Source organism: Dolichospermum heterosporum TAC447 (assembly GCF_024584745.1).
GTDB lineage: Bacteria > Cyanobacteriota > Cyanobacteriia > Cyanobacteriales > Nostocaceae > Dolichospermum > Dolichospermum heterosporum.
The window spans coordinates 3,153,728-3,177,728 of sequence record NZ_CP099464.1; the positions used below are offsets into that span (position 1 = coordinate 3,153,728).

Here is a 24,001-nt window from a genome sequence, read left to right on the forward strand (position 1 = left end):
CTAATTTACAACTTCCGCAAAATATCTGGTAGCAATTGTCCTGGAAGTTTAGACAAAGCTAAATTTTGTCCTTGAATTCCTAACTCATTGTGAAAAGTACGAATTATGTTAACAATATAACCGATTGTTGTTTGATAGTTTTCTGTTTTTCTATCAAATCCACTGAGTGCGTGTAAATGATTTTCTAAAGCAGCTTCTAAATGTTGAGACAGTGTTTTTTTGTCACCATTAAAAGATAAATTTGTCACTAAATCATGATGAGCTAATGCTAAATTATTGTGTGTCACATATAAATCAAAATTTAAAGGCAGATTAGTAAATGAGTGAGCTATATTCACAGTTTCTTCATAGGCATTAATACATAATTTTATGAGTTTTTGTTGATCTTCCTTTGTTGTTTGCGGCTGATTTGCTAAGTGCCAGTAAGCGATACCCAGATTATTTTGAGTAGCAGCATAGGCTTGGGGAACATCAGCAGATGTCCGATATTTTAGTGCTTCATTATAAACCTGAATTGCTAACTGGAGATTTTCTACTGGTTGTTCATACTGGGAAAGATTCCAATAAGCAGTACCAATATTATTTTGAATCATGCCATATTTTAGGGGTTCATCTGTCGGTTGATAGTGAATAACTGCTAATTTATAAGCAGCGATCGCCCTTGTCAAATGTTCCACAGGCTGATTATACTGTCCTAGATGCCAGTAAGCTGTACCTAAATTATTCTGACAAGCAGCATATTTTAAAGGTTCTATATCCTCCTGTCGGTAACGCAACGCCTCATCATAAGCCACAATCGCTAAATTCCAGTTTTCCACCGCGTCAGCAAACCTAGCCAAATCACCGTAGGCAGTACCCAGGTTATTTTGAATACGAGTATAAGTTTCCGGCTGAGTATCACCTGTAATCAACTTGAGTGCTAACTTATAAAAATCTATCCCTTGCTGAATATAAATCTTTGCTTCTTCAGAATTATCGGGGATACGGTGCAACATCCAGTAAAGAGTCCCCAAATCATTCAAAACATCTGGAAGTTGTGGAGAACTTTCATCATAACTAACAGCCTCCTGATAAGCTAGAATTGCTATCATTAAATTTTCCGCCGTTGCTTTTCCTTCCTCAATCTGCAACCGATAGAAATTACCAAGATTCTGATAAGCTATCCCTAACTCTTCTTCCTTAGCCTTTTGAATATGTAACTGTTCAATTTCTCCAAGTATTTGTTGAATTTGATCACTATTATCAGCAGTTATTGTTTCCTTAATTAATCCTTGCAACTCCTGATTAATATGAGATAAGGCAAGTTCGCGCTGATTATTGGTAGTTTGAGGAGATGGAACAGGAGATTTTTCCGGTATTTCTGTGCTTAAATCTGTAGTTGTTGTTAAAGGTAAATCAGGTTTATTTGTGGCTTTAATGTCTGGAGAAATCTTTTCCTCATTCACAATTAAATTATCTAAATTTTCTCGTTCTAAACTACGGGAGTCAGCCACAACCTCTGAATAACCCCTATTATCTATAGTTGGTGTCGGTTCTCCCTCAAATACAAATACACCCGTGCGACAATGCCAAAATTTGGGTGCTGATTGCTGAATTGCCGATAACCAAGGACGAGAAACCCAAAATAACAAACTAGATTCTAAAAAGCGACTAGATTCATAACCAGATAAATGTTGTTCACTTAAATGGAGATAATTCAAAAATAAACGTTGGACTGCAACTGGTTCTTTAGTCAGCATTTCCACCCCCACAATCTGAAATCCTGGAATTGGTAAAGGACGACCAGGATTCTCTGTTGAACCTCCAACCAGTGGAGGTGGGTAATTAGCTAACCATTGGTTAATTTGCGCGATGGGATTAGGATCACTGAGATTTAATCGTATTGTCACCAATCGTGGATAGGCTGGTGTGCTAAAGTCTCCCACATTATCTCGTTGATATAAAACCTTGCCCACTGGATAAGCAAGGGTTGAGTGTAAACGTGCTGCTATCCGGTTTCTTAAATGTAAATCATCACATATAGCAAATAAAATTTGTCTACGTAAACCCAGACTCAGAGCAAGTTTTAGGCGTTGATATACTTGCCGATTCAAACCAGTGTTTTCTGTGTGGACAGTTTCATTCACGCTTGTATTTAGTTGGGTTTTACCCCTTGTTTCTGTATACATCCCGACTGAATAAATTAAATATTAATGTCACATCTCATAATTTGGATTTTCACGGAGATGCTATCTTTTTCAGGATGAATCAAGTTTTACGGGCTAGAATACCAAAAAAAAGACTATAATTATACTTGTATTTTGCAATTATAGCAAAAAATCAGGCTCTTGATCAAAATAAGAACCTGAAATCAGGAAAGGCTATTAAAGGACAGTTTTCCAATTAGCTAACATTAGAGACAGTGAAAGCGACAAAAATTACCCCTCCAATTAAAAGCACCGCTGCAATTCCTAATATAATATAAGTACGCTTTTGAGAGTTTGTTGGTGGTTCAGCTTGATAAAGCTTGGGTTCTTTAGCAAAGTTATTGAGAAGACCGCCCTCTTCGTTTGTGTAAGGCATGAAGTGATTCCTTATTATCTTTCTTTACTTAATGTTAAATAAATTTTACAGCACTCTCATAAAAATAAAAAAATAATTACATGAATCTACATTTCTGGTATTTTGATTTATCTCTTGACAAAATAGACAACTCATGCTTGATTTTGTGCTATTTTATTTTACCTGACTGCTAATTCAGGAATAGAATTCATTCCTAATTGAGTGCGAAGTTCAGTTACATGATTATTTGGCATAAAATTTTTGTTACACTGTCAATAGTTATCTTATATTTCTGAATCTCAATCAACAGTAAACCAAAATTATGCAAAGAATTTCTATAGAAAATTTTGGACCAGTGAAAAAATTTGAGGCTGATGTTACGGATATAATGCTGTTAATTGGACCCCAAGCAAGTGGTAAAAGTACAATTAGTAAATCTATTGTTCTATTTAAGTCTCTGAAAGATGAAATTCTTAATTATATATATATTAATACTTTTGAGAATCTATTATCATTAAATTACATAATCAGAAAAATTCTCACATATTTTGAAATTCAACTAGATCGTGAAGGATCTATTGTAAAATATCAATATTCAAATAAAAAATATATAACAGTTTCTAGTTCGGAAACATATAACCTAGAAATCAAAATTAGTTCAACACTTGAACAAGAATTAAATCTGCTAATTACAGAAATTTTAAATTACAAAATAATTTTTCAAGAACAACAAAATAAATTTAAATCATTAGAAGAATTACGAGAAATAGAATCAGATAAAAGATTACAGTTTAAAAATTTTAAATCACGTATTGATCAAATATTTGAGGAAAAGCACTCATCTGTATTTATTCCTGCTGGTAGAAGTTTGATGTCTACATTAACAGATCAACTTCAAGAAATCAAAAATCCAGATACATTAGACTATTTTACCAAATCTTTTGTAGAGAGAATTAATCTATTAAAAACTTACTTTACTGATGACTTAAATACTCTCATTCAAAATAAAGATATCGCTTTAAATCTAGGTGATGATTTATCAAGACTATTAAAAAAAATCCTCAAGGGTGAATATAGGTTTAATGCTGATATTGATAAAGAAAGAATTTATTTTAAAAATAACCAATATGTTAAACTACAATATGCTTCTTCAGGACAACAAGAATCTGTTTGGATTTTATTGCTGATATTTCGATATATTTTAGATGGAACAAGTGTATTTATGGTTTTTGAAGAACCGGAAGCACACCTTTATCCTGAAACCCAAAGTGATATTGTAGAACTGATTGGATTATTAGCAAATGTTTGCAACAATCAAATAATTATAACTACTCATAGTCCTTATATTTTATCATCGTTTAACAATCTTTTATATGCTCACCAAGTGGGTGCAAATAAAGTTGGTGATGAAAGAGAAGCCGTAGCAAGTATTGTTAATAGTAAAAGTTGGATTGATCCTGATCGCATTTCAGCTTACTTTATCTCAGAAAATGGCTATGAATCAATTATTGATGAAGAACTAAAATTAATTCAAGCGGAAAAAATAGATAGTGCATCCAGTATAATTAATGACAAATTTAATGATTTGTTCAATCTGGATGAATAACTATGTGTAACGATTTTTTTCGAGAAAGTGAATGTCAGGAATTTTGTGATTCAAGAAAAACCATAGTTGTCAAAGATTCTGGGAATAAACAAGAGTATAGAGTCACCAATAATAACGGTAAAGAAATTTGTAAGATTAAGGTTGATGGGTGCTTAATTAAAGAATCTGAAAGATGTGATTACCTAATCTTGTCCTGTGAAGATAAATCAGCGTTTTTTGTAGAGTTAAAAGGACATGATTTAAAAAAAGCAATAGGACAAATAGATTCATCTCTAACTAACCTGATGACTGAAATAAAAGAATTCAAAATTTATGCGCGCATTGTCTTAAATAGAAATCCAACTCCTGATATTAATAGTTCTGTAGAAATTAAACTTAAGAACCGTCTGAAAAAACATAATGGTAAAGATTCTGGTGATCTGATCAAGTATAAAAGTAAGGTCTTAGAAGAAAGTATTTGAACAGCATACAAACTTCTACTCCCAACAATCTACGAATATTTTTTGATCTGATAATATGCGGTAGCATAATCTCAAAATAGATTAAAAAACCTTATTTCCTCAGAACTTCTATTTTACCTGACTGCTAATTCAGGAATATAATTCATTCCTAATTGAGTGCGAATTTCACTAATGGGGACATTCCAAAACTGATCCCATTTTTTGGAGATAAATTTGACGGGAGTATGAGAACCTAGATAATAGCCACGAGATATTTCCGTCATTAAAGGTTTGAATTTAGTAGGTTGATAAAGACTAATAGAAACCATGCCAAAACTTACTAACATGATGCTAATAGGTGTGGGAGTTTGTGCTAAAACAAAAGCTTGTAAACCCAATTCACCCACCACATTAGTTTCAAATCCAGTGACTACATGATAAATATCATGGGTAGTTCTCCACAGCATTTTCATATAAGAAATATCATCAACAACAGGCACTTTTTTATAGAAATGAGGATCGAAGCCTCTAGCTTTCATTCCTTTAGCATAAATATAACCTAAAGTTCCTTCGGGAAGTTTGCTTAATTCATCTAAATTTATGGGTTTAGGTAGCCATCTTTCTGTAAATAAAGAGTTGATTTCAGGATCTTTTTTCAGTTCGTCTACAGTTAAATGTGCTATTTCTGTTTGGTCAAGTGCATCTTCAAAATCAAAGATTGGATCAGTTCCAGCGTCTTGGGTTCTTAATGCTCTTGAGGCGAGAAATTGAATGTATGCTAAGAGTCCTTTATCATTGTTATAATTAATGATGTTATCCATGATAATTCTCCCTTTTGAGAAGATAGGATTACTAATCTTTTTCTGACCTCATTATTGGGGATAATAGAAGAGAGTTTCGTGTATCAAAAGAGGGATTTATTTATACAATTAATTTTACTTTTGGTAGACATAAAAAAGACAAAATTCAGATCCCCGACTTCTTTAAGAAGTCGGGGATCTGAACAAAACAAAACTAACCTGTAATCGTTCCCGTCAAAGGAGAACTAGCACTAGCGTAATTTTTCATGGGCATTCTGCCGGCTAAGTAAGCCATACGACCGGCTACTGTTGCCAAATTCATCGCATAAGCCATTGCTGGAGCATTCTCAGCCAGGGCGATCGCACTATTAATTAATAACGCATCCGCCCCCAATTCCATCGCCTCAGCAGCCTCAGAGGGCGCACCGATGCCAGCATCTACCACTACTGGAATCTTGGCATTTTCAATAATAATCTGAATATTGGCGGTAGTTTTTAGCCCTTGTCCCGAACCAATGGGGGCAGCTAAAGGCATGACTGTGGCACAACCTACTTCTTCTAACCGCTTGGCTAACATAGGATCAGCATTAATATAAGGCAATACAGCAAAACCTTCTTTTACCAACTGTTCCGCAGCTTGCAAAGTGCCAATGGGATCAGGTAGTAAATACTTAGCATCAGGTATAACTTCCAACTTGACAAAATTATTATCTTCCTGTCCTAATAACTTAGCCATTTCTCGTCCCAACCGTGCCACCCGAATAGCTTCCTCCGCAGTTTGACAGCCAGCGGTATTGGGTAACATCCAGATTTTACTCCAATCCAAGGCTTCGGCTAAACCTTCATGTCCTGGGGCGTTAGTTTGTACCCGTCGCACAGCCACCGTGACAATTTGACAACCGCTTGCAGTGACACTTTGCTGCATTTCTTGGATATGGCGATATTTACCGGTTCCCGTCATTAACCGAGATTTAAAGCTTTTTCCCGCAATAACTAATGGTGAATCGGGAATAATTAAATCTGATATCTCCGGGTTACGGTGTCCGTTAGTGGCAGGAGTCGCGTGAATTAACATCGGTATAGTAGTAGATGACACAGTAGAAAAGCGAGAATAATGAAAATTAGCTAAAAGAGGATCTGCTTTTTGTTCACAAATCAAATCAGCAATTAATGTGGCTGTAATTGGTGCAAGTAAAATCCCATTGCGGTGATGACCAGTCGCAAAAGTTAAATTATCACAATCACTATGACCCAAAATAGGTAATTCATCGGGGGTAGCGGGACGAAATCCCCACCACAGTTCTTGAATAGGATAATTTTCTAATTGCGGATATAGGCGAATGGCTGATTGCAGTAAGTTTTGAATTCCCCCAGGGGTATTATCGGCGGTAAATTCTACATCTTCATTAGTTGCACCAATAATGATAGAGCGATTCCTTCGAGGAACAATGTAAATATTTTCACCAAATAACACCCTAGTTAAGGGTAATTCAGTCAGAAAATCTGGGACTCGCAAACTCAGCATTTGTCCTTTGCGGGGACGCACTGGTAAAGGTAACAATTGATTTACCCAAGCACCAGCAGTTAAAAGATAATGGTCAGCGCGAAATAAACCAGTATTAGTTTGTACACCAATAACTTTTCCCTGTTGTTGAGAAATCGCTTCCACTGTAATTCCATCTTGGAAGACAACACCCAAAGAGTCAGCCGCAGTCCGCAGAACTTTAATTAACGCCCGGTTATCAACTTGCCCATCTTCAGGATACCACCACCCACCCACCACATCTGCACCCAAACCTGGTTGATATTGGTTAATAGCATCTTGATCTAACCAGTAAGCCGTTTTGTCTCCTGTGTCTTTAGGTTGTTGATAAACTGGTGCGAGGATACCACAAGACCAATAGCCTGTATTGTTTAAATCTTTTCCCGTAGTTAATTCTGCTAGTTTTTGTGTCCAGTCTAAATATAAATTACGCGATCGCCTACATAAAGCCAACATTGCCTCATTAGGAATATTTTCCGCATCAGGAGCTAACATTCCCGCTGCGGCATGGCTGGCTGCCGCAGTAAAATCACGGCAAAGTACAGTTACATTTGCACCCCGTAATCGCAGTTCAACACCGCAAGCCAACCCAATAATACCACCACCAATAATTAAAACATCACTAGTCATTAGTCAGTAGGGGCGCAAGGCCTGCGCCCAATCATTAGTCATCAGTAAATAACTAATAACTCATAAATGGCTCACAAGGGGGGCGAAAATTGGTCATTGGTCACGGGAATTTTAGATTTTAGATTTTAGATGCCAAAAATTTGGTACAAGTCCCCGTCCTTGAGGACGGAAAAATACTCGCTGCGCTGCGTACGCTTCGCTAACATCAATCCCAAATCGAGTGACCTTTGACTTAATTTTTCCCTACTTACCACAAAGCGCGAATTGGTTCTTTCTTCTGACCTTCATTACCACTAGCACTTGAGTTACTCTGTGTAGTGGCAGTTTCATTGGTAGAACTGGAACTGTCATTACTACCACTTGTTTCTTGAGTAGTATTAGAAGAATTGTTAGTAGTCTCCGTAGAAAAATTACCTTGAGCTACACTAGTACGGCGGCTTTCACTGGTGGAATTACTTCCGCTAGAAGTTTCTGACTCATTACCACTAATATTTTCTGAATCCTTCCCATTGGCAGCACTATTAACATTAATATTAGCCGGGAGAACACTAGATGCTTTCCGTCCTTGAGGAACATTAGCAGTTTGTTGTCCGCCCATAGGAAAATTAATCCCCAGTAACGTACCTAGCAAAATTGCTACGCCGCCAGCCATTAAAATCAAGGGTGTCCATCTACCCATCTTGTTTCTCTCCTTGTAAACCTTCTGGTGTCCAAACTAATTGAGAACCTTGATCCCAAAACCCATGAAAAGAATTTTAGATTTTAGATTTTAGATTTTAGATTACAAAAATTTGGTACAATCCCCGTCCTTGAGGGTGGAGTCAATCCCAAATCGTTCGACTGAGCGAAGTCGAAGTCCAAAATCGTCAATCCCAAATCAAGTGACAAGCTAATTCCAAGCAACTTGCAGGAAAGTTGGCAAAAAGGGAACGCCGTGTTCACTTACGCCAATTTGCTGCGGCTACTCACCTTCTACCTTAACCGCATAAGTACCATAAGTGCCAATGCCTCTACTCAAATTTAACAGGATTTTAGGTTGTATTCCCCTGGGTTGTCTTTTGCATTAAAACAGCCTAGTACCGCAAAGCGGAAGTCAAAAGTCAAAAGTCAAAAGTCAAAGGTAATATTGAGCAAGCTTTTTGGCAATTGAGAATGCTTGGTTTATTTACGCAGTGCTGTACTAGAATTGAGTTATTAACAATAGTCATTACATCCTCACCCCATAGAAGTTTTCCCAGCTTCTACGATACATATAGTGGTCAGGTAGACTGTGTTAGCTTATGGATTGGTACTGCCAACACTTTCAGAGGGAAACAGGAAAAAAATGTTAGCCATTGTTAGCATTTTTTTTATCGGCATATTGAAATTACCGAAATAGCGTTTTGTAGTATGTTGGCATATCGCCGCAAAGTTGTCTCTTAGGTGTAAGTGTTGAAGCAAAGGTTCACCAAATTTTTATGACCAAAACTCCCTCAAATAAACTTTGGCTCTACGACACTACTCTCCGCGACGGGACTCAACGGGAAGGATTGTCAGTGTCCATAGAAGATAAGTTACGCATTGCTCACAAACTTGATGAATTAGGTATTCCTTTCATTGAAGGTGGTTGGCCGGGAGCAAATCCCAAAGATGTCCAATTTTTCTGGCAACTTCGAGAAAATCCCCTCAAACAAGCAGAAGTTGTCCCCTTTTGTTCCACCCGTCGTCCTCATACCAAAGCCGGAGATGAACCCATGCTGCAAGCGATTTTGGCAGCAGGAACGCGCTGGGTGACAATTTTCGGTAAATCCTGGGATTTGCACGTTACAGCCGGACTCAAGACCAGCCTAGAGGAAAATCTAGCCATGATTGGTGATACCATCGAGTATCTCCGTTCTCAAGGACGACGGGTAATTTACGATGCTGAACACTGGTTTGATGGTTATAAGCAAAATCCTGATTATGCTCTACAGACGCTCAAAGCAGCAGTCACAGCAGGTGCAGAATGGTTAGTTTTATGTGATACCAATGGGGGGACTTTACCTCATGAAGTTTCGCAAATTGTGTCAGTTGTAGTTAAGGGAACAGGGAATACAGAAGAAACTCTTTCCCAATTACCAATCACCAATTACCAATTACCCATTCCCCAAATTGGCATACATACCCATAATGATTCAGAGATGGCGGTTGCTAATGCCTTAGCAGCAGTTATGGCTGGAGCTAAGATGGTACAAGGAACAATTAACGGTTATGGGGAACGTTGCGGGAATGCCAATCTGTGTTCTGTGATTCCCAATTTACAACTAAAATTGGGTTATAGTTGTATCGGTGAACACCAGCTAAATCAACTTACAGAAGCTAGTCGGTTTGTGAGTGAGGTTGTTAATCTCGCACCTGACGAACACGCACCTTTTGTTGGACTTTCAGCTTTTGCTCATAAGGGTGGGATTCATGTCTCTGCGGTGGAACGTAATCCTTTAACCTATGAACATATTCAACCAGAATTGGTAGGAAATCAACGCCGTATTGTCATTTCTGAACAGTCTGGTTTAAGTAATGTCTTAGCTAAAGCTAAAACTTGTGGGATTGAATTAGATAAAGATCATCCTCAAGCTAGACAAATTCTCCAACGCATGAAGGAATTGGAGAGTGAAGGCTATCAATTTGAAGCCGCAGAGGCTAGTTTTATTCTTTTGATGTATGAGGCTTTATCATGTCGTCAACAGTTTTTTGAAGTTCAAGGTTTTCAGGTTCATTGTGATTTAGTAGAGGTGAAAGAAACTACTAATTCTTTAGCAACTGTTAAAGTAGCTGTTAATGGTAAAAATATTCTAGAAGCCGCAGAAGGTAATGGACCAGTGGCGGCTTTAGATGCGGCTTTGCGTAAGGCTTTAGTGAATTTTTATCCTCAAATTGCCGATTTTGAGTTGACTGATTATAAGGTGAGAATTCTTAACGGAAATACGGGAACATCTGCCAAAACTCGTGCCTTAGTAGAATCGGGTAATGGTCAACAACGGTGGACTACTGTAGGAGTTTCTAGTAATATTTTGGAGGCTTCTTATCAAGCTGTGGTTGAGGGTTTGGAATATGGATTATTGCTGCATTTCCAAGCTGAAAAGACGTTGAAAGTTTAGGAGTTGAAAACTTTTTCGTGTGGGATCTGACACCCGCAGATCCCACTAAATCCCCCTTGAAAAGGGGGACTTTGAGGAATTTAGCCTCCCTTCGTAAGGGGGGTTGGGGGGATCTCGATTAATTCTGATACTTTTCAAACATCCTCTTAGCCCCCTCATCGCTTGCGGGGAGGGGGTTGGGGGTGGGGTTATTGTTCCGGGTTTGATGACAATTTGCTGTAAGAGGTTGTTTGAAAAGTATTAGATGAAACCGATAATCTCCAGAAACCTAACAGTAGGTATCAATTCTGTCTTTCCTCTTCCCTGTTCCCTGACCACACAAGTAAATTCACAGAATCAAACCGGATTCCTATATTTTTATAATATTGAGGAAATTAAATAATGTTCAAAGTATTTGGCGACCGGGGTGGCACATTTACAGATATAGTTGCTGTCACTAATAATCAAACAATAATCAACAGACTTTCAAAACATCAAGAACGGTTTTTAATCGTTCCTCTCCCTAATCAAGAATGGATAATAGTCTATAAACTACTCTCAGAAAATCCCGAACAATATCAAGATGCAGTAATTCAAGGTATTCGGGATATTTTGGGTATTTCCAACCAAAAACCTATTCCTAGTGAAGCCATAGAAATAGTCAAAATGGGGACAACAGTAGCCACAAATGCCCTGTTAGAAAGAAAAGGAAATCGGGTAGTTTTGGCTATTACTAAAGGCTTTAAAGATGCGTTGAGAATTGGTTATCAAAATCGTCCAAATATCTTTGCTAGACAGATCATTTTACCCACCATGCTATATGAACAGGTAATTGAAATAGAGGAACGTTATGATGCTCATGGTAAGGAATTAATAGCCGTAAATATTGAACAAACTAAAAATGACTTACAAGCAGCTTATCACACAGGAATTCGCAGTTGTGCCATTGTTTTTATGCACAGCGATCGCTATCCATACCACGAACAACAAGTAGCACAAATAGCTCAAGAAATCGGCTTTACACAAATCTCCATATCCCATCAAGTTAGTCCATTAATGAAATTAGTCAGTCGAGGAGATACAACTGTTGTAGATGCTTATTTAACTCCGATTTTGCGGCACTACATTAACCAAGTAGCTAGTCAACTACCTGGAGTTAAATTAATGTTTATGAAATCTGATGGTGGGTTAACCGACGCACAACAATTTCAAGGAAAAGATAGTATTTTAAGTGGACCTGCTGGTGGTATTGTCGGTGCAGTTCAAACCAGCAAAAGAGCAGGTTTTGAATTAGTAATTACCTTTGATATGGGTGGAACAAGTACAGACGTTGCCCACTTTAAAGGAGAATATGAACGCCAATTAGACTCAGAAATTGCAGGTGCGCGGATGCGAGTTCCCGTATTAGCAATTAACACTATTGCGGCTGGAGGCAGTTCAATTTTATATTTTGATGGTTCTAGTTATCGTGTTGGACCCCAATCTGCGGGTGCAAATCCAGGACCAGCTTGTTACCGACGTGGAGGACAATTAACCGTCACAGATGCTAACGTCATGTTAGGAAAAATTCACCCTCAATATTTCCCCTCTGTATTTGGCATTGCAGGCAATTTACCCTTAGATAAAGATATCGTCAAAAAACAATTTATCCAACTCTCCCAGGCGATTGTAGCCGCCACAGACAACACTTCTACACCCGAACAAGTAGCAGCCGGATTTATAGCGATCGCTGTGGAAAATATGGCAAATGCCATCAAAAAAATCAGTTTACAAAAAGGTTATGATGTCACCGAATATGTCCTTTGTTGTTTTGGTGGTGCAGGAGGACAAGTTGCTTGTTTAATTGCTGATACTTTAGGAATGAAAAAGATATTTCTTCACCCCTATGCAGGAGTTCTTTCTGCTTATGGTATGGGATTAGCTGATATTCGCTCAATTAAAGAAACAGGCGTAGAAAAACCCTTGAATCAAACATTGATTCCACAACTAAAGCAATTGATAGCATCTTTGGAAACCCAAGCAAGAACTACTATTAACTCCGATGAAACAAGTAGAGAAAAAATAGTCCAAAAAATTAACTTAAAATATGATGGGACTAACTCTACATTAAATATTAATTTTGCTGATGATCTGGCATTAATGAGAAAAGAATTTGAAACTGAACATAAAAATAGATATGGTTTTATTCAAACCGAGAAAACCTTAATTGTCGAATCAGTCTCAGTAGAAGTAATTCAAAAAATGGATACTCCTGAAGAACCATTAATTACTCGTAACTGTGCTTTCGATCAAAAACCCACACCTGTAGAAATAGTAAAAATGTTTACGGCTGATAAATGGCATGATACCCCTGTTTATTACCGAGATAATTTACAACCAGAAGATAGTATAGTCGGACCTGCTATCATTGTCGAAAAAATCAGCACAATTGTCGTTGAACCTCACTGGGAAGCAAGATTAACTAAACAAAATCACTTGATTTTACAACGCCATTTTTCGTAGGTTGGGTTGAGCCTTTGCGAAACCCAACATTTCCAAAGAAAATAAGATTTTCAGAATATTTGAACGCAGATAAACGCAGATAAACACAGATAAGACCTTGAATGGATTAATTATCAATTGGTAATTAATGTTAGAATAAACAAATAACTACTTGGTATCATATCATGATGATTACTCAAGAAATAGCATCTGAAAAAATCATCTCTCCAGATGTTATTTTTCCTCCCAGTGACCTATATAGTGATGAACCCCCCGTGGAAACAGAACTACACCTACGACAAATAATCCTACTTTTCAAATGCTTGGAATGGTTATGGAAAGACAGAACTGATTTCTATGCTGCGGGAAATCTGAGTATTTATTATAGTCCACATCAGAAGAAAACAGAAAATTTTCGTGGACCCGATTTTTTTGTAGTCTTAGGAACTGACAGAAAAACTCGTAAAAGTTGGGTAGTGTGGGAAGAAAACGGTAAATATCCTCATGTAATTGTCGAAATTCTCTCACCAACAACAGCCAAAATAGATAGAGAATCAAAAAAAGAACTTTATCAAGAAACTTTCCGCACACCTGACTATTTTTGGTTTGATCCTTATACATTAGAATTTGCAGGATTTCATATCACAGACGGAAAATATCAACCTATAAAAGCCACCGAAAAAGGGCATTTATGGAGTCAACAATTAGGTTTATATTTAGGAATTCATGAAGGTTTATTGCGTTATTTCACATCAGAAGGCAATTTAGTCCCCACACCAGAAGAAACCGCAGAACAGGAAGCAAGAAAAGCAGAACGTTTAGCTGCAAAACTACGAGAATTAAATATAGATCCAGATACAATTTAATAAAAAATGTAGGTTGGGTTGACGCAAGGAAACCCAACATATTGTTTATCTTGAAATTAATTAAGTAAAAAAATGTACACCACATCTCAACCAGATCCCATTCGCTTAGAAATATTCAAAAACCTCTACCAATTCATCGCCGAACAAATGGGAATTGTGCTGCAAAATACAGCAACATCAGTTAATATTAAGGAAAGACTTGATTTCTCCTGCGCTATTTTCGATGCTTCCGGTTTATTAGTTGCAAATGCACCTCATATTCCTGTACATTTAGGCTCAATGAGTGAAAGTGTCCGCAGTTTAATTAATGATCAAGGTGACAATATTAAACCGGGAAATGTTTATTTATCAAACAACCCCTATAACGGGGGAACACATTTACCTGATGTCACAGCCATTACCCCAATTTTTGATGGAGAAAAAACACAAATTATCTTTTATGTTGCTTCTCGTGGACATCAAGCAGATATAGGTGGTATTACTCCTGGTTCTATGCCTCCTCACAGTACCACAGTAGCAGAAGAAGGAATTATATTTGATAATTTTCTCTTAGTTGAACAGGGAGACTTTCAAGAAACAGCCGTGAGAAATTATCTCTTAAATCATCCCTATCCCAGTCGCAATCCTGACCAAAATATTGCCGATTTTAAAGCTCAAATAGCTGCTAATGAGAGGGGAGTCCAAGAACTAGGCAAAATGGTTAATCAATATGGACTAACAACAGTACAAACTTATATGCAGTTTGTCCAAAATAATGCTGAAGAATCCGTCAGACGAGCAATTGATGTTTTGAAAAATGGTGCATTTATTTATGAAATGGATAGTGGTGCAAAAATTCAGGTTTCAGTGACAATTAACCGAGAAAATCGGAGTGCTAAAATTGATTTTACGGGAACATCTGCACAACTAAATAGTAATTTTAATGCCCCCAAAGCCGTAACACAAGCAGCCATTTTGTATGTGTTCCGTACTCTAGTTGATGATAATATTCCTCTCAATGCTGGATGTCTTAAACCTTTAGAAATTATAATTCCTGAAGGTTGTATGTTAAACCCAATTTATCCCGCAGCAGTGGTAGCAGGAAATGTAGAAACTTCACAAACAATTGTTGATGCTTTATATGGTGCATTAGGTGTCATGGCTGCTTCCCAGGGAACGATGAATAATTTTACTTTTGGGAATGAAAAATATCAATATTATGAAACCATTTGTGGTGGTTCAGGTGCGGGGATAAATTTTCATGGTACTGATGCAATTCATACACACATGACTAACTCCCGTTTAACTGATCCAGAAGTTTTAGAAACTCGTTATCCTGTCCAATTAGAAAGCTTTAGTTTGCGTTCTGATAGTGGTGGTAAAGGTAAATATACAGGTGGAAATGGCGTAATTCGTCGTCTTAAATTTCTCGAACCAATGACAGCTAATATTCTTTCTAGTCATCGGTTAATTCCTCCCTTTGGTTTGGATGGTGGAGAAAGCGGAAAAGTAGGAAGAAACTGGATAAAACGTAAAAATGGAACTGAAGAAAATTTAGGGAATACAGCTACAGTAGAGATGCAGCCGGGGGATGTTTTTGTGATAGAAACTCCTGGAGGTGGAGGATTTGGTAAGGTTTTGTGAATGTCAGTATTATCAGTATTATTGTAGAGTGCATTACGTTGATATTAATTACACATCTCCGAGAATTAAATGTGCGTCGTTTGAAACCCTTGTAGAGACGTTCCATGGAACGTCTCTACAATCTTTACCGGAGAAGTCTATTTTGTAACAGATGATAATTTACAGCAAATTGTCATCAAACCTGGAACAAGAACCCCACCCCCAACCCCCTCCAGTATCAAAAGCTTATCCTTTTCTTCCCCCCGCTGCGGGGGGATTTAGGGGGGTGCGATGAGGGGGCTAGGATGTACCTTATATGATTGGAAATCGCTGTAATTGGGGTTTTTATTTATCATCATTAATTATCATCTATTCTTTTATCCTGTTAATCTTGTAATCCTGAATATCCTGATATGGCTTACGCCACGCTACGCTATCAGATATTTTTCTATAAAATTGTATTTTTAGTTAAAATAAGTATAAAACACATTTTCATTGTTTAATCTCAACTCATGCAATTAATTCTCTACAGCAAACCTGGTTGTCATCTTTGTGAAGGATTACAGGAAAAACTAGAACAAATCAAAAATCTTAGTTTTGAGTTGGAAGTACGGGATATTACCACCCGTGATGATTGGTTTGCAGCATATCAATATGAAATTCCGGTACTGCATTTACTCATTGGTGACGGTAAAGAAAAACTGATACCCCGTCCTTCTCCTCGTCTGAGTGTGGAACGTCTGGAAAAAATGTTAAGTGATTATGTGAAAACTTGAAACTCTATTATTCAGATCCTCAACTTTTGTAAACAGTCGGGGATCTAAAAGAACGTAAGTATCCCCTATATATTTTTTATCCCATCTATGGTAAATTTAACTACGATAGAGCCAATATTCCCATTTTTTAGCCTATTGTAAGATCCTCATGGCAGATAATACCAATAATAATCAATCTATTCTCAAAGCTAGTGTAAGCGATCAACCCTCAGAAAACGACTATCTTGGTTTTGAACCTTACGTTATAGCTATTGCTGAGTTCTTAACTAATCCCGAAACTAAGCCACCTCTGACTATTTCTATAGAAGGTGAATGGGGTAGCGGTAAGTCTTCTTTTATGAAGCAATTAGAAAAAGCTATTCACGGCAGAGAAAAAGCTATTTGCGTGGATGAATTTTTCTGCTACCTCCTGTACGTCCGTACTTTCCGTTACCTTTTGCTTATCCCAAGGTAAACTCATCTGTCCTGGTGACTTCTTTCCCTTACTGCTTTTCTTCATAGACGGTAAAAACCGACTTCCCCAATAGTTTCTTTTTTCTGGTTTGGCCTTTGGTTTATACTTCTTGCAAAACCGCCGATATTTAGCTGCACATTCTTCCAAAGTTCTCCCCAGTTGCAAAAACGCCGGATGCCATTGAGTGATACCATCATTACTCAAACGGTCATGAGTTCCGTAATTACTAAAGTCATAAAAAAACCCTTGCTGTATTCCTGCTGCTTTGGGGTTAGCATGGATATATCGCAAAGTATTTAAAGCCCGACGATAATCAGTATTTTCAAAACCTGTACTGTGATATCGCTTTTCCCAAAAATGCCCTGTACGGTTCATCATGCGATTAAAACACATAGCAGTGTACCAGTTTAGCCAGTGCATAACTTTTGGTAATTCTTCTGGCTGTTTTGGTTCTAGGAGATAATGAACATGATTACTCATAATGCACAGTGCATAGAGTTTAAAACCATACTTTTGTTGTGCTTTTTTAATCGCAAACAGAAACACTTCCCGACATTCTAACCGTGTAAGTCGAAATTCGCGGTTATTGCAACGGGTAGTAATGTGATAACAGAAACCTAGTTGTAAATTGCGTTTTGGACGAGACATAGAGAGATTTTAGGTAATGTGGAAATTTATTTAAAATAGCTTGTTTCAGCGTTTGATGAATGATTTTATTTATCGTAAACAGACAAGTATGGTAGGGGTAAAGCAAAAGCTCATTGTTGTCAACTTAACGTAAAACCCATAGCCCGCCTGGGAATGAATTCCCAGTCTAATAGCAAAAGTCATCTGAAGATGACTAAAAATCCCCAGTTTACTTTAGTAAACTTTACTTATTAGCCCGGAAATTCATTTCTGGGTGGGTGTGGAAGCCAAAAAATAAGGCATCTGTAGCCTAAGTTGACACCTATGATCACTGCTAAACCCCTACGAAGGATGTAGTTTTTTGCTGTCATTATCTTGATGAATAAAATCGTCCTCAATCGGTTATAAAATCTCAAATATTTGGTGGATGTTCACCCATTTTTACCCACATTTTCCGTACACGAGTTAATTGTGGACGGTTCATTTTTAAAACAGAAATAGTGCCTCTCCCCACAGGTGTAAGTCCTACAATTTCTGTAGCAATTGATTATCAGCATTTTTCATTAATAAATTATCTAATTGAGTGTGAGTTTTGGGAGATAATACACTTTCTACCAAAGCTTGTAATTCATCTAAACTTAACCCAATTAATAATTCAGTATCTGCTGATAAGTTGGTTAGTTGTTGGTAAGTTTCCAGATTTAACAATACACCAACTGTTTCTCCCTGGGTATTAGTTATATACTGCACTGATTCAGACATGGTTTGGATTTCGTATGACTAGTTGTATTGTAACTTTTTATAAAAATAAAGGTTTATAAGATATAACAAATATTTATAATCAATAATATGAAGGAAACCTATCTAAAAAATATGAGTAACCAAATCACAATTACTCTACCAGATGACGTTTATCAAAAAGCTGAACACTTTGCACGTCTAGCAAACAGGGATTTAGCCAGCATCTTAGTTGATACTATCCAGTTTTCTATCCCACCTATTAGCCTAGAAGCAACAACCCTTGAACCTGTATCAGCACTTTCTGACCAGCAAGTTTTAGCTTTGACAGAATTACAAATGGAATCTGAAGAAGATATTCGTTTAAGTGAGTTACTAGATAAACAACAAGCTGGTATTGTTACAGAATCAGAACATTCTGAATTGCAAACACTAATGCAAATTTATCAGGAAGGACTATTGCGAAAAGCTACTGCATTAAGTGAAGCTGTCAAACGTGGATTAATAAAAGAGTTAGGTGCGTGAGTTCTAGTCAAATTTCTGAAGAAGTTCGGGTTAAGGTGCGAAACCAGGCTAATCATCAATGTGGTTACTGTCTTAGTCTGCAAAAGTATGTATTGGGTATTTTAGAGATTGATCATATTATTCCCAAAGCCAAAGGTGGGACTGATAACGAAGAAAATTTATGGCTTGCTTGTAGACTATGCAACGGATACAAAGGTACTCAAACTCATGGTCTAGATCAAGTTACTGACAGCAAGGTAAAACTATTTAATCCTCGTCAGCAAACATGGTCATCTCACTTTGCTTGGACTAACAATGGTACACATATCATAGGATTAACTGCCTGTGGTCGTGTTACAGTTTTAGCTTTACAACTTAATAATATCTACGCAGTGACTGTGAGACAAGCCTGGGTTTCTGCTGGTTGGCATCCACCTGAAGACGTTTCTTGAATTTTGTTGTACTCTCCCAATAAACAAAAAATAATGTTTAAATAAGCGCAAGACAAGCTTGTGGCGAGGTTCACTAGATGAAATTGCGGGAATTATTAGCGGCTGTGGATGGAATTGAGTCTGTAAATGTACCAGATATTGATATTCAAGGACTGAAAACTAATTCTCATACCTGTGGTGTGGGCGATTTGTTTATTGGGATGCCAGGAACTAGGGTAGATGGTGGGGAGTTTTGGTCGGGGGCTTTGGCTGCTGGTGCTGTAGCGGCGATTGTTTCCCCCGAAGCTATGAGGAAAAATCCGCCTACAGCAAACTCTGTGGTCATTAGTGCCGATAATATGACTAAAGCTTGCGCCCAAATAGCTGCGGCTTTTTATGGTTATCCAGGACAAAAATTGAAAATGGTGGGTGTGACGGGGACAAATGGGAAAACTACTACTACTCATTTGATTGAATATTTCTTAACTCAGGCTAATTTACCGACGGCGTTAATAGGTACGCTGTATACGCGCTGGCCTGGTTTTGAGGAAACCGCTGTGAATACTACTCCTTTTTCGGTGGATTTACAGCAACAATTGGCTAAGGCGATGAATGCCGGTTGTGATACTGGGGTGATGGAAGTTAGTTCTCATGCTTTGCACCAGGGTAGGGTTTTGAGTTGTGCTTTTGAGGTGGGGGTGTTTACTAATCTCACCCAAGATCATTTGGACTATCACTTGAATATGGAGGATTATTTTGCGGCGAAGGCGTTGCTATTTAGTCCTAATTATCTCCAAGGACGAGCAATTATCAATGCTGATGATATCTACGGTCAACGAATAATTGCATCTTTGAATCAGGAACAGGTTTGGAGTTATAGCGTTAATGATAGTACCGCAGATTTTTGGATGAGTGATTTAAATTATCAACCAAATGGTGTCAATGGAATTTTACATACTCCCCAGGGAAATGTAGATTTTAGTTCTCCTTTAGTTGGTCAATATAACTTAGAAAATCTTTTAGCTGCGGTGGGTGCGGTTGTCCATTTGGGGTTAGATTTGCAATTGGTAGCAGGTGCTATTCCTGGGTTTCCCGGTGTTCCTGGACGGATGGAACGGGTGCAAATTAGTTCACAACAGGATATTAGTGTGATTGTGGATTATGCCCATACTCCCGATAGTTTGGAGAATTTGCTCAAGGCGGCTCGGCCGTTTATTCCTGGTAGAATGATATGTGTATTTGGTTGTGGGGGAGACCGCGATCGCACTAAACGCCCGAAAATGGGGAAAATAGCGGCGGAACTCGCAGATATGGCTGTGGTGACATCAGATAATCCTCGCACGGAAAACCCGGAAAAGATATTAGAGGATGTGGTGGCAGGTATTCCTGATCTGGTACAGGCAATGGTGATTAGCGATCGCTCTACCGCCATTCGGACAGCTATTTTACAGGCTCAACCTGGAGACGGTGTATTATTGGCTGGTAAAGGTCACGAAGATTATCAAATTCTCGGTACTGAAAAAATTCACTTTGACGACAGAGAACAAGCACGAGAAGCTTTACAGGAAAGAATAAAAAGCCAAAATTAGGTTCCTTAATTTTTCGTTAGTCCGCGTAGGCGGACTATCCCTACGGGACGCTACGCGAACGTTTATGTAGCCGCGTATCCCTAACGGGAGGCGAAGCCCTTAACGGGTGACAAGGTGACTAAACAGCTTGTTTCATCAGGGATAGAGCCTGAAAGCCACCTTGAAAAAAGAGGTGCTTATTGCCATCATTGAGGTGACAGGTTTAACTGGTACTTTAGGACTCAATAACTTTACAACCACCTTGGTGTAGCTTCTGGTATCCTTTAGGCAAACCACGTTGTAGAGACGGTTCATGAAAAATCTCTACATCAGCATTAAACCATCCTGTAATTGATGAGATATGTGAGGGTAAAGCATGAGCTAAACCCCTACGATATATCGAAGTTCAGGGAGTAGGGGCGCAGGGCCTGCGCCCATTCAGGAGTATGGCTAACGCCACGCTGCGCTATCAGCCAACCCTAAATATCACTAAAATTAATAACATTGCCAGGTTGAACACCACTTTTTTGTCAATTTGTCAATAGGAAATTTTTGCGATCGCTCGAATTAGATCATTTCTGAGCGAATTCATGGCTAAAATTGTTGAGGGAATAGCTATTAATTTTGTAAAGTTTTGTATTAGCCTGGGAAATTAATTTCTGAAACTACTGTCAATAAAGGGTTTGAGACTAACATCTTCTGAAAGATCCAAAATTAACAATAGTAACCCAATTAATATATGGCAGCAGCATATTCACATTCAGATACCTCTAACTTCCAAAGGTAAAAAAATAGTCAACACTTCCCCATTTTGGGGACGTTGACGCACAATTAATTTCCCCCCAATTGCTTGAAATAAATGCTTAGTTGCCGCCATATTTAAACTAATTGCCCCTGTTTCCGGCTGAAACATCAATAATTGACCCAACGACTTCCGAATTGGTGGCGTTATCCGGTAGCCTTGATCTTGACAATCAAACTGAGGAGACAATTGCAACTTTAACTGATCACCAGCAGGAATTACTTGCACCTGAATACAACTACCAGGAGGTAAACTGCGCGTAAAATTCTCGATTAAACCAGTAAGCACCCTATCCAGCATCGCCGGATTACTAACCACCGTCGGTAACTGCTTCGGTAAAACCACATTTAAAGTTAAATTACGCCGAGTTGCCGCCAATTGCCAACGGGGAATACTCTGTTGTAAAACCTCATCCAAACACATCGGCGATAATTGGGAATTAGCAAATTTTGAAGGTTGTGATAAATTCTCTAACTCTGCCGCCTTAAATAATAACTCCATCCGGTCAATTTGCTCAGTACATTCATGATCAATAACCTCCAAACGACCGATAACATTAACAGGCAAATCCTTCCTTTTTAATAGTAACCGCGTCATCATCCTAATAGTCGTTAACGGAGTGCGAACCTCATGGGCAAAAGCTTGGAGCAACTCCACATCCGAACGAGATGGAGATTTTGGCGGTGGAGTAGGTGAATGAAAAGATAATGAAGTATGTGTAACTGGATTACTTTCTGTGGGAATAGTTAACTCTTGCAGTAATAACTGACTAAATTGAATTATGACCTGATAATCTGGGGCAACAACTGGATAATTTTGTACCTTAATATCTAAATCAGTAAACAATTCAGGATTAGTCAAAACCACCCTAGCGCCTATAGATTCCCAAGCTTTTTGGACAACCGCTGATTCAAAAGAAAACAAAAATTCCTTCTTGCCATTTTCATCTTCCGCCAAAACCAAAACTAATCTAAATTTATCTGTAAATATCAAACAAAACTGTTCCGCACCTAGAGGATCAGCCGGCAATAAAGGTAAAATAGATTCTTGAAAAGTAGCAGTATGGAAAGTATTTGTTTCTATATTATTTATATGCTGCGCCACTTCTGACGGCATCATAAATGGCATCAACGCCAAAGGATTAAAAGGTCTAGCTGTAAAAGTTATTGTTTGTAATCGTTGTGCTAGTTCGGGGTGACTAAATAAAGGTGCAGGTGCGGCTAATACCAAACCTTGAGGATCATGAGATGAACTTGTGGCTAAAGTTTTCAACAGCAAGTTCTCCGTAGCTGCCAGACTCACACGCCATTGCTGCTCCGCCTTAGCCGTAGAACACTCAGCGACAGGAGATTGATTTTTAGATAAAACTTCCTTGAGACTCGGCAAAATCCATTCGTACACAGTTTTTAACCTCTTGATTGCTTCAGCAGCTAATGGTGGTTATATTAGACATTTGCACTCTACATCCACGAGATTATCGTCATTGGGGTAAAGATAGAAAGTGGTATAACCGAACCTTCAAGGTGCAATATCCTCTCTTTGTCACCGAATCAGTCACCCATTCCCAATCACCGGTAAACCAATCCCAAAAAAGATGCGGCTGAGTCTTGAGGATAGAGAATATATAGATAGTGGCTACCTGTGAGCATCAAACCGTTAATATTCGATAGCCATGAGTACAATTAAATTGGCTCTTTTCAATAAAAGCGTTTTAATTTAGTTATTGAAAAGTTGTCATTCTATCAGTTATCTGGATGTTTGGTTCATGACTTTTGGTTGTAGAAATTTAATTCTTTTTTAAGATTTGCTCCTGGGAATCACTCACAGTAAACTCCATCACTTCAAGTATTCAACTTTGGAAATCAACATGAAAAAGCTCATTCCTTTTCTAGTTAGTGGCGTTTTAGTAGCTGGCATGGTTGGTTGTCAAGAAGCACCAAAAACAGGTTCAGAAACTACTGGTACTAGCACCGCAACCCCCGTTGTTCCAGCCAAACCTGCTTCTGATACCACAAGAATTATAGATAATTCTACCGCAACTCCTACCGCAACTCCCACTACAACTCCCACTACAACTTCTAAATCCACAACCGACTTAAAAACTGAAATTAGCAAAAAACTGAAAACAGTTCTACCCGGAAACAAGTTAGAAATAACTAACAAAGACGGTGAAATTATCCTCAAAGGAACAGCAACTTCTCAAAAAGAAATCACACAGGCTGAAACTTTCATTAAAGCAATACCTGGCGTGAAAAGTGTCAAGTTAGAAGCTATTGTAAAGACCGAGAAAAAACCCTAGCACCGCAGGGCGGAAGTCAAAGGTCAAAGGTCAAAACGAATATATAATGATCTTTCCAGCGATTTGGAATGGTCTGTTTATTTCCGCCGACCTGTACTAGTTACTTGACTTCATACCACCCTCACCTACCTGCAAGGTGATGAAATTGCTCTGTAGGGGCGGGGAAACCCCGTCCTCAATTATTTTGGGCGTTGCTGA

20 protein-coding genes are annotated in these 24,001 nt (G+C 38.2%); 12 read left to right on the top strand and 8 right to left on the bottom strand.

From position 1 onward, the window contains the following. Positions 1-5 precede the first annotated feature (5 nt). A complete protein-coding gene (locus tag NG743_RS14255; protein WP_051424380.1) occupies positions 6-2,168 on the bottom strand; it encodes a tetratricopeptide repeat protein in 2,163 nt (720 codons plus the stop codon). Between the two features lie 214 nt (positions 2,169-2,382). Next, positions 2,383-2,562 (bottom strand): photosystem II assembly protein Psb34, encoded by a 180-nt coding sequence (psb34, locus tag NG743_RS14260; protein ID WP_015083315.1) that lies wholly within the window; start codon positions 2,560-2,562, stop codon positions 2,383-2,385. Positions 2,563-2,863: 301 nt separating this feature from the next. Here psb34 and NG743_RS14265 point away from each other — a divergent pair, with 301 nt between their 5' ends. Together NG743_RS14265 and NG743_RS14270 are read left to right on the top strand one after the other, a co-directional pair. After that, positions 2,864-4,147 (top strand): AAA family ATPase, encoded by a 1,284-nt coding sequence (locus NG743_RS14265; protein WP_027403403.1) that lies wholly within the window; start codon positions 2,864-2,866, stop codon positions 4,145-4,147. Between the two features lie 2 nt (positions 4,148-4,149). Beyond that, positions 4,150-4,608 (top strand): hypothetical protein, encoded by a 459-nt coding sequence (locus NG743_RS14270; RefSeq protein WP_027403404.1) that lies wholly within the window; start codon positions 4,150-4,152, stop codon positions 4,606-4,608. 113 nt (positions 4,609-4,721) lie between these two features. On the opposite strand, the gene NG743_RS14275 is transcribed toward NG743_RS14270, so the two are convergent. From NG743_RS14275 to NG743_RS14285, 3 genes are all read right to left on the bottom strand, one after another. After that, positions 4,722-5,408, bottom strand: coding sequence for a Coq4 family protein (locus NG743_RS14275; protein ID WP_027403405.1), 687 nt, complete (start codon positions 5,406-5,408; stop codon positions 4,722-4,724). A 193-nt stretch (positions 5,409-5,601) separates the two neighbouring features. Next, complete coding sequence (thiO, locus tag NG743_RS14280) at positions 5,602-7,560, bottom strand: glycine oxidase ThiO (protein ID WP_257120306.1); 1,959 nt, start codon at positions 7,558-7,560, stop codon at positions 5,602-5,604. 247 nt (positions 7,561-7,807) lie between these two features. Then, complete coding sequence (locus NG743_RS14285; RefSeq protein ID WP_027403407.1) at positions 7,808-8,239, bottom strand: hypothetical protein; 432 nt, start codon at positions 8,237-8,239, stop codon at positions 7,808-7,810. Positions 8,240-9,017: 778 nt separating this feature from the next. On the opposite strand from NG743_RS14285, the gene cimA reads away from it, so the two are divergent. The 6 genes from cimA to NG743_RS26910 all read left to right on the top strand — a co-directional run bounded on the left by cimA (position 9,018) and on the right by NG743_RS26910 (position 16,834). Continuing rightward, positions 9,018-10,676, top strand: a complete 1,659-nt coding sequence (cimA, locus tag NG743_RS14290; RefSeq protein ID WP_027403408.1) for a citramalate synthase — start codon at positions 9,018-9,020, stop codon at positions 10,674-10,676. Between the two features lie 381 nt (positions 10,677-11,057). Then, positions 11,058-13,157, top strand: a complete 2,100-nt coding sequence (locus NG743_RS14295) for a hydantoinase/oxoprolinase family protein (protein ID WP_257120307.1) — start codon at positions 11,058-11,060, stop codon at positions 13,155-13,157. Between the two features lie 164 nt (positions 13,158-13,321). Next, positions 13,322-14,002: a Uma2 family endonuclease gene (locus NG743_RS14300; protein ID WP_027403410.1), complete on the top strand. Its 681-nt coding sequence runs from the start codon at positions 13,322-13,324 to the stop codon at positions 14,000-14,002. A 72-nt stretch (positions 14,003-14,074) separates the two neighbouring features. Continuing rightward, positions 14,075-15,625, top strand: a complete 1,551-nt coding sequence (locus tag NG743_RS14305) for a hydantoinase B/oxoprolinase family protein (protein ID WP_257120308.1) — start codon at positions 14,075-14,077, stop codon at positions 15,623-15,625. Between the two features lie 491 nt (positions 15,626-16,116). Then, positions 16,117-16,380, top strand: a complete 264-nt coding sequence (locus NG743_RS14310) for a glutaredoxin family protein (protein ID WP_053537509.1) — start codon at positions 16,117-16,119, stop codon at positions 16,378-16,380. Positions 16,381-16,528: 148 nt separating this feature from the next. Next, positions 16,529-16,834 carry a P-loop NTPase fold protein gene (locus NG743_RS26910; protein WP_371316422.1) on the top strand — a complete coding sequence of 102 codons (306 nt, stop codon included), beginning with the start codon at positions 16,529-16,531 and terminating at the stop codon, positions 16,832-16,834. Here NG743_RS26910 and NG743_RS14315 read toward each other — a convergent pair. Both NG743_RS14315 and NG743_RS14320 read right to left on the bottom strand, forming a co-directional pair. Further along, positions 16,727-17,482 carry a transposase gene (locus NG743_RS14315; RefSeq protein WP_257120309.1) on the bottom strand — a complete coding sequence of 252 codons (756 nt, stop codon included), beginning with the start codon at positions 17,480-17,482 and terminating at the stop codon, positions 16,727-16,729. The genes NG743_RS26910 and NG743_RS14315 overlap by 108 nt on opposite strands. 504 nt (positions 17,483-17,986) lie before the next feature. Continuing rightward, positions 17,987-18,223: a hypothetical protein gene (locus NG743_RS14320; RefSeq protein WP_228044045.1), complete on the bottom strand. Its 237-nt coding sequence runs from the start codon at positions 18,221-18,223 to the stop codon at positions 17,987-17,989. A gap of 111 nt (positions 18,224-18,334) precedes the next feature. Between NG743_RS14320 and NG743_RS14325 the strand changes: the two genes are divergently transcribed. The 3 genes from NG743_RS14325 (at position 18,335) to NG743_RS14335 (ending at position 20,723) form a co-directional block, all read left to right on the top strand. Beyond that, on the top strand, positions 18,335-18,724 hold the full coding sequence (locus NG743_RS14325) for a hypothetical protein (protein WP_027403414.1): 390 nt from the start codon (positions 18,335-18,337) through the stop codon (positions 18,722-18,724). Continuing rightward, the gene (locus tag NG743_RS14330) at positions 18,721-19,155 is read left to right on the top strand and encodes an HNH endonuclease (RefSeq protein WP_027403415.1); all 435 of its coding nucleotides are present in this window, start codon (positions 18,721-18,723) and stop codon (positions 19,153-19,155) included. Before NG743_RS14325 ends, NG743_RS14330 begins: the two co-directional genes overlap by 4 nt. A 77-nt stretch (positions 19,156-19,232) precedes the next feature. Next, positions 19,233-20,723: a UDP-N-acetylmuramoyl-L-alanyl-D-glutamate--2,6-diaminopimelate ligase gene (locus tag NG743_RS14335; protein WP_257120310.1), complete on the top strand. Its 1,491-nt coding sequence runs from the start codon at positions 19,233-19,235 to the stop codon at positions 20,721-20,723. A 739-nt stretch (positions 20,724-21,462) separates the two neighbouring features. On the opposite strand, the gene NG743_RS14340 is transcribed toward NG743_RS14335, so the two are convergent. Then, positions 21,463-22,905: a sensor histidine kinase gene (locus NG743_RS14340; protein ID WP_027403417.1), complete on the bottom strand. Its 1,443-nt coding sequence runs from the start codon at positions 22,903-22,905 to the stop codon at positions 21,463-21,465. Positions 22,906-23,371: 466 nt separating this feature from the next. On the opposite strand from NG743_RS14340, the gene NG743_RS14345 reads away from it, so the two are divergent. Beyond that, positions 23,372-23,803, top strand: a complete 432-nt coding sequence (locus tag NG743_RS14345) for a BON domain-containing protein (protein WP_027403418.1) — start codon at positions 23,372-23,374, stop codon at positions 23,801-23,803. The last annotated feature ends 198 nt before the right edge of the window (positions 23,804-24,001 follow it).